Raw genomic sequence first — 12,270 nt, forward strand, 5'->3', positions numbered from 1 at the left:
TAATTACTACTGAAAGTAGTGATTTGAATCAATATTGAGCTGATTTATTTCTTTTAGCCGGGTGCCTGCGAAACCTACAAACCCATCAAATATCTCAGGACTTTTCCAGCCAGAGATCCATTTGATGTAGACAATCAGGCAAATGTACGCCGAACGGAGTGCGTAAGCCATGATCAGCATCGGGATAGATATGCAGTTGTAAATTAGTTTTTTTTAATGCCCGGAACTGCCGCTCCAGCCAATTGGCCGACTCCACTGGCACAGCCTGATCTGCACTCCCCATGCAAAGCAAAATAGGTTTATTCAAGCTTAAGAGGTTGTCGCTGTGACGCAATTGACTTAATTCCTGCCAGTACTGACGACTGCGCCCGTTGATCAGTATCTGCTCCTCAGTAAGTGCAATGAATGCGGCGGTGAGTGCGGCATTGCCTGATGTCTTGCCTAAAGTCTGAGGCAAGGTGTTGAGCAGCGCCTCATCGATACGCTGCACCTCATTGAGCAATCCAGCATCGCCAGCCTCATTGCGCTGATTTGCCAGCAAACGAAATGCATCCAGCGGCTGCATGCCACCGTTTGAAATCATCACCAGATGCGTGATAGCAGGATGTGTCGCCGCCAGCAGGGCCGCCAGCTCCGCGCCTTCAGAAATTCCCAGCATGACGATGCGACGGGGATGTTGTCCCTGACGTTGCAGCAAGCGCAACTGGGCTCCAATAAATTCATTCTGATCTGCTTGCCAGCGACTCAGATGATCATCGCGGATAAAAGCATCACTGCATGCGGTATCGTCTTGCTGGCTATGCCGTTTTTGTAAAATCAAAATACGCAGAGCACCAGACTCCCCTTCCAGCCCGCGAAAATAGTCGGGGAGATATTTGCCCATACTGACACAACCGGAACCGGGCACTACGAATACAAGGGTCGCCAACGATGTCGCGGCATGTCCGAACTGAGCCTGATTGGATTGACCAGCGGTGAAAAATAAATGGTTGTCGATACTAAAATACGTCGCCTGCCCGCCCTCAGCAAAGTCAAAACGCTGAGGTGAGGGACGTGCTGAGGACGTCGTCACACTTGCACAAGCGGCCAGCAAAGCCAGGCATGAGACTAAGGTCAAACACTTGAGGCCGGATGACAATTTGCTTGTTATACCCATTTTTTACCCATGTTTGATCTTAAATTCATTATGTAAAATACATTATTTAATTATATACTGGCACTGAGTATGTGATGCATGTAGCCAGAAGACCACTAAATTATTGCGGATAAACGAACATAAAACAGATACTCCCCTATTTTCAATAAAATTACGTTTCACTACTGCGAGTCCCGACGACTGTCAAGACTGGTGCAATCACGCAGAGCGCGTATCATCTGCGACTTGATTTTAATTATTCGAGTTTATTTTTACCCAATTATTCACACCATTATTTATGCTGCCTTCGATTGAACAACGTCTCGCCCTGGAACTTGCCGCCAAACCTGTGCAAGTCGCTGCTGCCATTACTTTACTAGATGAAGGCTCGACCGTGCCGTTTATCGCACGCTACCGTAAAGAAGCGACGGGTGGACTGGACGATACCCAATTGCGTTTATTGGAAGAGCGTCTGCGCTATTTACGCGAACTCGAAGACCGTCGCACTGCCATCATTTCGTCGATTGAAGAGCAAGGCAAAATGACGCCTGTGCTACTCGACGCAATCACGCATGCCGAAGACAAAACCCGCCTGGAAGATTTATACCTGCCTTACAAGCTCAAGCGTCGCACCAAGGCGCAGATTGCGATTGAAGCGGGTTTGCAAGATTTAGCCGATATCCTGCTGAGCGATCCGACCAAAAATCCAGAAGACGAAGCCGTCGCTTATTTAAAACCACCTTTCAGCACCAGCAACGGCGACAACCCCGGCGTGGCCGATACCAAGGCAGCACTCGATGGTGCCCGCCAGATTCTGATGGAACGTTTTGCCGAAGATGCCTCGCTGCTGCAAGCGATCCGTGAATACCTGCTGGATCATGGCATCGTCGAATCCAAAGTCGTCGCAGGCAAAGAAGACGCCGGCGCCAAGTTCGCCGACTATTTTGATTACGCCGAAACGCTGGGCACGATCCCATCACACCGCGCATTAGCCCTGTTCCGCGGACGCCGCGAAGAAATGCTGACAGTCACGCTGCGTCTCGATACCGAGGAAGAAAAACCAAAATGGGATGCTCCGCTAAATCCTTGCGAAAGTCGCATCGCCGCTAAATTTGGCGTCAGCAATATTGGCCGCCCTGCCGACAAATGGCTGGCAGACACCGTGCGCTGGAGCTGGCGCGTCAAAGTATTCATGCATCTCGAAACCGAACTGATGGGCAGCCTGCGCGAGAAGGCCGAAGTCGAGGCAATCAACGTCTTTGCACGCAATCTCAAAGCCCTGTTGCTGGCTGCACCCGCAGGCCCGCGCGCTACCATGGGGCTCGATCCCGGCTTACGCACTGGCGTCAAAGTCGCGATCGTCGATGCGACCGGCAAGGTCATGGAACACGCGACCATTTACCCACATCAGCCACGCAACGACTGGGACGGCTCGCTGCATGTATTGGCGCAGTTGGCGGCAAAACATAATGTCTCTTTAATCTCAATTGGTAACGGTACCGCATCGCGCGAAACCGACAAACTCACACAGGATTTAATCAAGCTCAAACCCGAACTCAAACTGACAAAGATCGTGGTATCGGAAGCCGGTGCATCCGTCTATTCTGCCTCTGAATTTGCGTCGAAAGAATTGCCGGATCTCGATGTTTCTATCCGGGGTGCCGTATCGATTGCACGTCGCCTGCAAGACCCGTTGGCCGAGCTGGTGAAGATCGATCCGAAGTCGATTGGTGTCGGTCAGTATCAGCATGATGTCGGCCAGTCGCAGCTCGCCCGCTCACTCGATGCCGTAGTTGAAGATTGTGTGAATGCAGTCGGTGTCGATGTGAATACAGCCTCCGCACCATTGCTGGCACGCGTCTCCGGCTTATCGTCATCAGTAGCGCAAAGCATCGTCAATTATCGCGATGCAAAAGGCATGTTTGCCTCACGCGCCGATCTGCGCTCAGTGCCGCGTCTGGGCGATAAAACGTTTGAACAGGCCGCTGGATTTTTGCGCGTGATGGGTGGCAATAATCCTCTCGATGCGTCCGCAGTCCATCCTGAATCCTATCCGCTTGTAGAAAAAATTCTGGCGGACATCAAGAAGGATGTGGCGGGTGTGATCGGTGATGAACGCTTGTTGAAATCACTTAGTCCGGCAAAATATGCGGATGACAAATTCGGCATCCCGACCATCACCGATATTCTGAAAGAACTGGAAAAACCAGGTCGTGACCCGCGCCCAGAATTCACTACAGCGACCTTCAAAGACGGCGTCGAAGAAATCCGCGACCTGCGTCCCGACATGATCCTAGAAGGCGTAGTCACCAACGTCGCGGCATTCGGTGCCTTTGTCGATATTGGCGTGCATCAGGATGGCCTGGTACACATCTCGGCACTGTCGAACACCTTTGTCAAAGATCCGCATACCGTCGTCAAAGCAGGGCAAGTCGTTAAAGTCAAAGTGCTGGAAGTCGATGAAAAGCGTAAACGTATTGCGCTGACCATGCGCCTGACCGACGCGGCACCGCAAGCGGGCAGTACGCCGGAACAAAAAGCCGATCGTAATGACGCCAAACGCCTGCAACAGCATCGTGGCCAAGCTGCCTCTGCGCCGCCAGCAAATAATGCAATGGCAGCAGCGTTTGCCAAATTGCGGCCTTAAAAATGCAGATACCATTGCTGACGCCTTGCAATCAGGCGTCAGCAATAGGTCTTTACTTCATCGCAATCTATTCAAATGAGAAGAGCGCGTCTTTTCACCGCAGTGCGAAGGGCTCGACCCGACCACGCCTCTCTCAAAGTTCAGCTCGGCCTAATCTAGCTGAATTCCATGTCATCACATATACTCCCCCAATATCGTTATAAAACCGGTCGAATCCGCATATTAAGATTGCGCTTTTAGATAATACTGAGGGAGAGTATTTAATTTTTCCCAATAAAAGCCACATCAACCAAGTGTACCGATAGCACTGCGGAGCCGCATCGCAGTTTCCTTTATAATGACGCCATATTATTAACCAAGGAATAGCTATGAGCGACGTTCAAGCCTGGATCAAAGACACCGTAACCCAAAACCCTGTTGTACTGTTCATGAAAGGCACCGCGCAATTTCCACAATGCGGCTTTTCCGGTCGTGCAATTCAATTGCTGAAGGCTTCCGGCGCAGAGAACCTGGTTACCATCAATGTATTAGAAGATGCCGCTGTACGTCAGGGCATCAAGGATTTTTCTAACTGGCCAACGATTCCTCAGTTATATATTAAAGGCGAATTCGTCGGCGGCTCGGACATCATGAATGAGATGTTTGAAAGCGGTGAATTACAAGCACTGATCAAAGCCTGATTCCGCCTTACTCCATCCTATATCAGCATATGAGCACACCACAACGCCTGATTATCGCCATCACCGGCGCAACAGGCGCGGTGTATGGCGTCCGGCTACTGCAAGCGATCCGCGATTTACCCGGGGTCGAGAGTCATTTACTGATTTCTGAAGCGGGCACACTGACCTTGCATCAGGAACTGGAATTACGCCGCAAAGATGTCGAGGCACTGGCCGATGTTGTTCACAACGTCCGCGATGTCGGCGCCTGCATTGCCAGCGGCTCATTCCAGGCAAACGGCATGATCATCGCACCATGCTCGATGAAAACCCTGGCATCCGTCGCTCACGGCCTGTCAGACAATCTGATTACCCGCGCTGCAGACGTGATCCTCAAGGAGCGTCGTCGCCTGGTCCTGATGGTGCGTGAAACACCATTCAATCTCGCCCACCTGCGCAATATGACTGCCGTAACCGAAATGGGCGGCATCATTTTCCCGCCACTACCGGCGTTCTATCAAAAGCCCGCCTCCATCGATGAGATGGTGCAACACACAACCGCTCGCGTACTGGACCTGTTTGACATTTCAACTGAACTCGCTCCACGCTGGAGTGGCTTAGGTAAAGTGCAAGCATAAACAGTCCGCAACAAAAACAAGGAAAGAGAATACAAGGCATTGCTAGATACATCAATGCGATGCAGACGAGTTTTCTGCGGGCATTTCAATAGCACACCGATTTCAATACTTGAAAACACAAAAGAAAAAACCCACCGTTATTGCTAACGATGGGTTCTTAATGGTGCCGGCTGCCGGAATCGAACTGGCTACCTGATGATTACAAGTCAACTGCTCTACCAAGTGAGCTAAGCCGGCGAAACTTTTTAAGAAAGTGATTTCTCAATCAATCTCGAAGAACAAAATTATAGACTACTTTATTATTTTTAGCGAGGGTTTTTCTGATTTTTTTTGTGGTTCCGCTGGTTTTTCTGCAAGCTGTCCTGCATTGCGATGCGCCTCTTCGATTTTTGAATTCACTGCCGCCAAACCCAATGCAGGTTTGCCTGTAACAGGATTTACAGGCACATCTGATACTGGAGAATCTTGCAAAGACTCAGAAAGATCGACCTCAAATGCCATGCCCTGGCCGTTTTCACTCGCATAAATTGCCTGGACATTTTCAACCGGCACATAAATATCGCGTGAAATGCCGCCAAAACGGGCTTTGAACGCAACGGCTTCATTGTCCATTTTAAGTGCGCTGGTCGCACCAAAGCTGATGTTCAACACAATCTCGCCGTTCCGGACGAATTCCATCGGTACCCGCGAAGCTGCATTGACCTTAACCGCCATATACGGCGTAAATCCATTGTCGGTGCACCATTCGTAAATGGCCCGCATGAAATAGGGCTTGGTGGATGTTTCTGACATACCTGAATGATTTCCTGAAGAAATAGTAGCTAAAGAATAGTCCCTGATTCTACAAACGACAAGGCTGACTTGAAGTGATCGCGTCAGCCTTTTCTTTTATGCATCGTTAAAATTAACGACGCATAACTTTCTCGGATGGCGTCAGCGCTTCAATGTAGGCCGGGCGAGAAAAAATGCGTTCTGCATATTTCATCAGGGGCGCAGCAGTCTTGGACAGCTCGATACCATAATGGTCGAGACGCCACAATAATGGTGCAACAGCTACATCCAGCATAGAGAATTCATCACCTAACATGTATTTGTTCTTGATGAATAAAGGTGCGAGTTGCGTCAGGCGATCGCGAATTTCAGCACGCGCTTTGTCTTGTACTTTAGCCGATGAAGTTGATTTATCGTTTTCCAGAGTATGCACGTGGATAAACAATTCTTTCTCAAAATTAAACAGCATCAGGCGCGCACGGGCACGTTGCAGCGGATCTGCCGGCATCAATTGCGGATGCGGAAAGCGCTCATCGATATATTCGTTAATGATATTGGATTCATACAGAATCAATTCACGCTCGACCAGAATCGGTACCTGGCCGTAAGGATTCATTGTCGAAATATCTTCTGGCTTATTGAACAGGTCAACATCACGAATTTCAAAATCCATGCCTTTTTCAAACAGAACCAGGCGACAGCGTTGCGAGAATGGGCAGGTTGTACCTGAGTAGAGAACCATCATTTTTATAGTTCCTTAAAAACGATTAGGGCGAGGCGCCAATTTGCGCACCTCACCCTGGGATGACACATCCGCTCAACCAGGTTAAGCGGACGACTGAATTACTGAATTACTTTACTTCTTTCCAGAACGATGCGTTCAGGCGCCAGGCCAAGAGGCTCAATGTCGCAATGAACATCAACACCCAAACGCCTAGGCGTTTGCGCGTATTTTGTGCTGGCTCGCCCATCCACTGGAGGTAGGCAACCAGATCACCAACAGCATTATCGTATTCGATTGGCGTCAAAGTACCGGCAGTGACTTTTTCAAAGCCAGCAAACTTATGCTCAACTTTGGATTCATCATGCGCATCTTTTTCCTCGACGAACTTAGCTGTGCGGGTACCTTGCAATTCCCATAAAACGTGAGGCATACCAACGTTAGGGAACACCATATTGTTCCAACCTGTTGGACGGCTTTCGTCTTTGTAGTAAGTACGCAGGTAAGTATAAATCCAGTCAGCACCCGTTCCCTGTCCGGAAGCTTTAGCACGAGCAATCACAGACAAATCAGGAGGCACCGCACCGAACCAGGCCTTCGCATCTTTTGCAGACAATGTTGTCTTCATCAGATCGCCCACTTTTTCACCAGTGAACAGCAAGTTTTGCTTGATCTGATCATCGGTCAAACCGATGTCTTTCAAACGGTTGTAGCGCATTGCTGACGCAGAGTGGCAATTGAGGCAATAGTTGATGAATAACTTTGCACCGTTTTGCAATGCAGCCATATCGGTCGAACGATCAGGCGCCTGATCCAGAGGAAAACCACCTGAGTTCGCCAAAGCGAGCGCTGGAACCAGGGCCAGTGTCGCGATCATTTTTTTAAATAATTTCATGCTTATTATTCCTTTGGCGCTTAGTGAGCAGAGAAAGTCACGCGTTTTGGTACAGGTTTAAATGTACCCATCGCGCTCCACCATGGCATCAATAAGAAGAAGCCGAAGTAAATCACAGCACATACTTGCGAAATACGCTCACGTACTGGTGATGGCGGCTCTACACCAAGATAACCCAGTGTCACAAACGCGATACCAAATACGATGTAGACATACTTGTGCCAATCAGGACGGTAGCGGATCGACTTAACAGGAGAAACGTCCAGCCAAGGCAGGCCCGCCAGAATCATCACTGAGGAACCGAACAACACCACACCCCAGAATTTTGCATCCAGACCAAAAGGCATCATGCCGACAATCGCAACCAGACCTACGGCAGCAATAGCAATCTTGATAAGCTGCGGCAATTTTGTCGTCAGGAAAATCAGACCGACATAACCAACGATACCCGCCTGAACTACATATAAGAACTCTGACGTCGTCGCACGCAATACAGAGTAGAACGGCGTGAAGTACCAGGTCGGCGCAATGTGCGGAGGCGTTTTCAATGAGTCAGCAGGAATGAAGTTGTTGTACTCGAGGAAATAACCACCCATCTCAGGTGCAAAGAAAACTACTGCACTGAAAATCGTCAGGAACACTGTCACACCAAAAATATCATGGAAAGTGTAATACGGATGGGATGGGATGCCATCTACCGGATGTCCGTCTGCATCAAGATTTTCTTTGATTTCAATACCATCTGGATTATTCGAACCGACTTCATGCAAGGCGATCAGATGCGCAACAACCAAGCCCAGCAAGACCAGAGGAATCGCGATGACGTGGAAGGAGAAGAAACGGTTCAATGTCGCGTCAGACACAACATAGTCACCACGAATCCACAAAGACAAATCAGGGCCGATGAAAGGGATAGCGCCGAACAAGTTAACAATCACTTGTGCGCCCCAGTAAGACATTTGGCCCCATGGCAAGAGGTAGCCGAAGAACGCTTCAGCCATCAAGCACAAGAAGATAGCAAAACCGAACAACCAGATCAATTCACGAGGCTTACGATAAGAGCCGTACATCAAAGCACGGGTCATATGCAAATACACAACGATGAAAAAAGCTGATGCACCAGTGGAGTGCATATAACGCACTAACCAGCCCCAGGGTACATCACGCATGATGTACTCAACAGAAGCAAATGCTAGATTCGCATCTGGCTTGTAATGCATCACCAGGAAAATACCGGTCACAATCTGAATTACCAGCACCAGCATTGCCAGCGAACCGAAAATGTACCAGAAGTTAAAATTCTTCGGCGCGTAGTATTGACCCCACTGATCATTCCACAATTTAGTCAGCGGAAAACGGGAATCAACCCAGTTCAATGCTTTGTCAACGACAGGAGCGTCTGCCGGCAGCTTTTTCTCAACAAATGCCATGATTAAGCCTCGCCTTTCTCATCTTTACCGATGACGATTTTGGTGTCCGACAAGTACATATGACGCGGAACATCCAGGTTTTGCGGAGCTGGCTTGTTTTTATAGACGCGACCAGCAAGGTCGAATGTAGAGCCATGGCATGGGCACAGGAAACCACCAGCCCAATCGTCCGGCAATGAAGGCTGTGCGCCTGCCTGGAATTTGGAACTCGGCGAGCAGCCTAAGTGGGAGCAAATACCTACCGCGATCAAAATGTCAGCATGTTCTTTACGAGAGCGGCTTTGCTTATCGCAATACTCTGGCATTTCCATGGTGTAAGGCTTTTGCGATTTTGGATCAGCAACTTTATCTTCGGTGTTGGCAAGGCTTGCCAGCATCTCAGGCGTACGCTTCAGTATCCATACTGGCTTACCGCGCCATTCTACAGTAGTCATTTCACCTGGCTTCAGCGCCGAGATGTCTACCTCTACTGGCGCACCAGCCGCTTTCGCGCGTTCAGATGGCTGGAAAGTGCTGACCAGCGCACCTGCCGTTGCCAAACCTGCCACACCACCCGCCGCACACGTGGCGACGAGCAAGCCGCGACGGCCGGAATCGACCTGCTTTTCGATACTCATACCAACCCCAATCTATCAAAAATCAAAACTTAATGAAGCGTAAATATAACTTCTAGCAACCTTAAATTATAAAGGAGGCGACTGTGGTTTTAAAGCAAAACATCACGATAGAGTCAAACTGCACTGTTTTTTTTGGATTTTGTCGGTTATTTTGCGATTTAGACGCATACAGTTTCACATGTAGCAAGAATTACCAAGTTAATAACCGAAACAAAGTTTGACAAAAAAATCAACATTGCAATTTAGTTTGCAGCGTAAAATCTTGTTGCTTTATTATAATTAACCGGGAGTCATTATGAGTATGTTAAAAGAATTTAAAGATTTCGCCAGCAAGGGAAATGTTGTGGATCTTGCAGTTGGTGTCATTATTGGTTCCGCCTTTGGGAAAATCGTCGACTCACTTGTTGCCGATATCGTCATGCCAATCATCGGACGAATTTTTGGTGGCCTCGACTTCTCAAACTATTATTTGCCTTTAAACGGCCAGGCCAGCAACCTCGCTCTGGTCGAGGCGAAAAAAACCGGTGCGGTTTTGGCTTACGGTAATTTCATTACGATTTCACTGAATTTCCTGATCCTGGCCTTTATCATTTTCCAGATGGTCCGGTTGTTCAACAAGATGAAAAAAGATGAGCCAGTCGCAGAGGCTGTTGCTCCAGCAACGCCAGAAGACGTTGTATTGCTGCGTGAAATCAGAGACGCACTGAAAAAATAATCGCAGTAACTTCTGTTACTGTTTGCGTGTAAAGGCCACCTGCTGATCAGCGGTGGCTTTTTTATGCCGGCTTCTTATACCGGATTCGGTATATCAACAAAGTGGTGTTCAATTCCAAATCGCTGCGCCACAAATTCCGCCAGCGCTTTAACTCCGTTGCGCTCGGTAGCATGATGGCCGCAAGCCATATACGAGACACCTGATTCTCGCGCCAGATGCACGGTAGGCTCAGAGATTTCTCCGCTGAGATAGACACTGGCGCCGGCATTAATTGCCTGATCCAGCATATTTTGCGCAGCACCTGTGCACCAGGCAATTTTACCCAGCGTCTGTTCCGGATCGCCAATCACCAAGGGCAAGCGTCCCAAGCGCTGTTCAATATGCATCGCAAATTGTCCGACTGTTTTGATCGAGTCATCGCTGATGACACCTGTCCAGCCCAAATCATCCTCACCAAAACGGCCTTCAGGACGTAAATCCAGGCGACGTGCCAATTGCGCGTTATTACCCAGGTGCGCATGCATATCAAGGGGCAAGTGGTAAGCGAAGAGGGATATATCCTGTGCCAGCAACAGCTTTAGGCGCCTTTGTTTTTGGCCGATCACCCGCATATCTTCGCCGCGCCAGAAATAACCGTGATGCACCAGTATGGCATCCGCATTCAGTCGAACCGCTTCTTCTAATAAGGCTAGGCTAGCCGTCACACCGCTGACGATACGTTTTATCTCATACCGCCCTTCCACCTGCACGCCATTTGGGCAATAATCACGAAAGCGGTTAATCTGTAGCTCTTCCGCCAAAAACTGCGCAAGCTGCTCCCTGCTGACTGTTTGTGGATGCATTTCAATCTGATTCATTTTTTCCTGATCCTTTTATGCGACGTCTCTGGCTCTTATTTGCACAAACCATCACGGTAGTATTAGCTCTCTGGTTTATTGTAACCACCTTAAAGCCTGAATGGGCGAGCAAGGCATTGCGGGGCAATCAAAGTTTACAAATGACGTCAACGGTCACCATGCAAGAAGCCCCGGCAAACGCGGTTCCATCGCAAAATTCCTACCGTGCAGCGGCCAAACGGGCGATGCCTTCGGTCGTGAATATCTACACCTCAAAAGAAGCGCGGCAGGCGAATAGTCCCCTGCTCAATGATCCATTCATGAAACGTTTTTTTGGCGATCAACAAAATCAACCGAATGAACGACAATCAAGTCTGGGATCAGGCGTTATTCTCAGTCCAGAGGGTTACATCCTGACGAATAATCACGTTGTCGAATCCGCTGAAGAAATTGATGTCGCTTTACCTGATGGCCGCAAAACAATTGCCAAAGTCGTCGGCACTGATCCTGAAACCGATCTGGCTGTCATCAAGATTGACTTGCCGTCCCTGCCAGCGATTACCCTAGGTCATTCAGAGCAAGCGAGTGTGGGTGACGTAGTGCTGGCTATCGGCAATCCCTTCGGTGTAGGACAGACGGTTACCATGGGCATCATTTCGGCACTGGGCCGCAATCACCTTGGCATCAATACATTCGAAAATTTTATTCAAACCGACGCAGCGATCAATCCGGGCAACTCAGGTGGTGCTCTGATCGACATTAACGGCAATCTGCTCGGCATCAATACCGCAATTTATTCACGTAGCGGCGGATCGCTTGGAATTGGCTTTGCTATTCCGGTAACGACGATAAAAACCGTGATGGAATCAATTATCAAAAACGGTCAGGTCGTACGTGGCTGGATAGGCGTAGAGCCACAGGACATCACGCCAGAACTCGCAGAAAGTTTTGGTATCAAGCAAAAATCGGGGGCCATTATCGCAGGTGTAATTCGCGGCGGCCCGGCGGACAAGGCCGGTATCAAACCAGGCGATATTTTATTGGCGATTGAAGGTAAATCCGTTGGCGATACGACAGAGATGCTGAATCTGATTGCGCAATTACCACCAAATCAAAAAGCAAAAATTGCCGTCCTGCGCAATTCATCCGAATCTACGTTTGACGTCTTCATCGGCAAACGTCCCGCCATCAAACGCGAAGAATAAT

Annotated in this window: 12 protein-coding genes and 1 tRNA gene; 5 read left to right on the forward strand and 8 right to left on the reverse strand. The window is 49.1% G+C overall.

From position 1 onward, the window contains the following. Positions 1 to 94: 94 nt before the first annotated feature. The gene (locus tag ACO0LE_RS15330; RefSeq protein WP_422961225.1) at positions 95 to 1,156 is read right to left on the reverse strand and encodes a prolyl oligopeptidase family serine peptidase; all 1,062 of its coding nucleotides are present in this window, start codon (positions 1,154 to 1,156) and stop codon (positions 95 to 97) included. 277 nt (positions 1,157 to 1,433) lie between these two features. Here ACO0LE_RS15330 and ACO0LE_RS15335 point away from each other — a divergent pair, with 277 nt between their 5' ends. From ACO0LE_RS15335 to ACO0LE_RS15345, 3 genes are all read left to right on the forward strand, one after another. Beyond that, on the forward strand, positions 1,434 to 3,782 hold the full coding sequence (locus tag ACO0LE_RS15335) for a Tex family protein (RefSeq protein ID WP_422961226.1): 2,349 nt from the start codon (positions 1,434 to 1,436) through the stop codon (positions 3,780 to 3,782). Between the two features lie 368 nt (positions 3,783 to 4,150). Further along, a complete protein-coding gene (grxD, locus tag ACO0LE_RS15340; RefSeq protein ID WP_422957310.1) occupies positions 4,151 to 4,462 on the forward strand; it encodes a Grx4 family monothiol glutaredoxin in 312 nt (103 codons plus the stop codon). 29 nt (positions 4,463 to 4,491) lie between these two features. Continuing rightward, positions 4,492 to 5,079 (forward strand): UbiX family flavin prenyltransferase, encoded by a 588-nt coding sequence (locus ACO0LE_RS15345; protein ID WP_422961227.1) that lies wholly within the window; start codon positions 4,492 to 4,494, stop codon positions 5,077 to 5,079. A 161-nt stretch (positions 5,080 to 5,240) separates the two neighbouring features. Here ACO0LE_RS15345 and ACO0LE_RS15350 read toward each other — a convergent pair. From ACO0LE_RS15350 to petA, 6 genes are all read right to left on the reverse strand, one after another. After that, positions 5,241 to 5,316 (reverse strand) — tRNA-Thr (locus tag ACO0LE_RS15350). 54 nt (positions 5,317 to 5,370) lie between these two features. Beyond that, positions 5,371 to 5,871: a ClpXP protease specificity-enhancing factor gene (locus ACO0LE_RS15355; RefSeq protein ID WP_422961228.1), complete on the reverse strand. Its 501-nt coding sequence runs from the start codon at positions 5,869 to 5,871 to the stop codon at positions 5,371 to 5,373. A 112-nt stretch (positions 5,872 to 5,983) separates the two neighbouring features. After that, on the reverse strand, positions 5,984 to 6,595 hold the full coding sequence (locus ACO0LE_RS15360) for a glutathione S-transferase N-terminal domain-containing protein (RefSeq protein ID WP_262838127.1): 612 nt from the start codon (positions 6,593 to 6,595) through the stop codon (positions 5,984 to 5,986). A 106-nt stretch (positions 6,596 to 6,701) separates the two neighbouring features. Beyond that, positions 6,702 to 7,466 (reverse strand): cytochrome c1, encoded by a 765-nt coding sequence (locus ACO0LE_RS15365; RefSeq protein ID WP_422961229.1) that lies wholly within the window; start codon positions 7,464 to 7,466, stop codon positions 6,702 to 6,704. Positions 7,467 to 7,486: 20 nt separating this feature from the next. Then, positions 7,487 to 8,899, reverse strand: a complete 1,413-nt coding sequence (locus tag ACO0LE_RS15370; RefSeq protein ID WP_422961258.1) for a cytochrome b — start codon at positions 8,897 to 8,899, stop codon at positions 7,487 to 7,489. Next, positions 8,899 to 9,513 (reverse strand): ubiquinol-cytochrome c reductase iron-sulfur subunit, encoded by a 615-nt coding sequence (gene petA / locus ACO0LE_RS15375; protein ID WP_422961230.1) that lies wholly within the window; start codon positions 9,511 to 9,513, stop codon positions 8,899 to 8,901. The genes ACO0LE_RS15370 and petA overlap by 1 nt, the downstream gene beginning before the upstream one ends. A 295-nt stretch (positions 9,514 to 9,808) precedes the next feature. Here petA and mscL point away from each other — a divergent pair, with 295 nt between their 5' ends. Further along, complete coding sequence (gene mscL, locus ACO0LE_RS15380; RefSeq protein WP_422961231.1) at positions 9,809 to 10,228, forward strand: large conductance mechanosensitive channel protein MscL; 420 nt, start codon at positions 9,809 to 9,811, stop codon at positions 10,226 to 10,228. Between the two features lie 74 nt (positions 10,229 to 10,302). On the opposite strand, the gene ACO0LE_RS15385 is transcribed toward mscL, so the two are convergent. Next, positions 10,303 to 11,085: a Nif3-like dinuclear metal center hexameric protein gene (locus tag ACO0LE_RS15385; protein WP_422961232.1), complete on the reverse strand. Its 783-nt coding sequence runs from the start codon at positions 11,083 to 11,085 to the stop codon at positions 10,303 to 10,305. A gap of 17 nt (positions 11,086 to 11,102) precedes the next feature. On the opposite strand from ACO0LE_RS15385, the gene ACO0LE_RS15390 reads away from it, so the two are divergent. Then, on the forward strand, positions 11,103 to 12,269 hold the full coding sequence (locus ACO0LE_RS15390; protein WP_422961233.1) for a Do family serine endopeptidase: 1,167 nt from the start codon (positions 11,103 to 11,105) through the stop codon (positions 12,267 to 12,269). Position 12,270 lies beyond the last annotated feature (1 nt).

Source organism: Undibacterium sp. Xuan67W, assembly GCF_049340165.1.
Classification (GTDB): domain Bacteria; phylum Pseudomonadota; class Gammaproteobacteria; order Burkholderiales; family Burkholderiaceae_D; genus Undibacterium.

What these genes read in the sequence shown, in the direction of transcription:
- ACO0LE_RS15330 (WP_422961225.1), bottom strand. Translation starts at nt 1,156, where the DNA reads ATGGGTATAACAAGCAAATTGTCATCCGGCCTCAAGTGTTTGACCTTA.
- ACO0LE_RS15335 (WP_422961226.1), top strand. Translation starts at nt 1,434, where the DNA reads ATGCTGCCTTCGATTGAACAACGTCTCGCCCTGGAACTTGCCGCCAAA.
- grxD (WP_422957310.1), top strand. Translation starts at nt 4,151, where the DNA reads ATGAGCGACGTTCAAGCCTGGATCAAAGACACCGTAACCCAAAACCCT.
- ACO0LE_RS15345 (WP_422961227.1), top strand. Translation starts at nt 4,492, where the DNA reads ATGAGCACACCACAACGCCTGATTATCGCCATCACCGGCGCAACAGGC.
- ACO0LE_RS15355 (WP_422961228.1), bottom strand. Translation starts at nt 5,871, where the DNA reads ATGTCAGAAACATCCACCAAGCCCTATTTCATGCGGGCCATTTACGAA.
- ACO0LE_RS15360 (WP_262838127.1), bottom strand. Translation starts at nt 6,595, where the DNA reads ATGATGGTTCTCTACTCAGGTACAACCTGCCCATTCTCGCAACGCTGT.
- ACO0LE_RS15365 (WP_422961229.1), bottom strand. Translation starts at nt 7,466, where the DNA reads ATGAAATTATTTAAAAAAATGATCGCGACACTGGCCCTGGTTCCAGCG.
- petA (WP_422961230.1), bottom strand. Translation starts at nt 9,513, where the DNA reads ATGAGTATCGAAAAGCAGGTCGATTCCGGCCGTCGCGGCTTGCTCGTC.
- mscL (WP_422961231.1), top strand. Translation starts at nt 9,809, where the DNA reads ATGAGTATGTTAAAAGAATTTAAAGATTTCGCCAGCAAGGGAAATGTT.
- ACO0LE_RS15385 (WP_422961232.1), bottom strand. Translation starts at nt 11,085, where the DNA reads ATGAATCAGATTGAAATGCATCCACAAACAGTCAGCAGGGAGCAGCTT.
- ACO0LE_RS15390 (WP_422961233.1), top strand. Translation starts at nt 11,103, where the DNA reads ATGCGACGTCTCTGGCTCTTATTTGCACAAACCATCACGGTAGTATTA.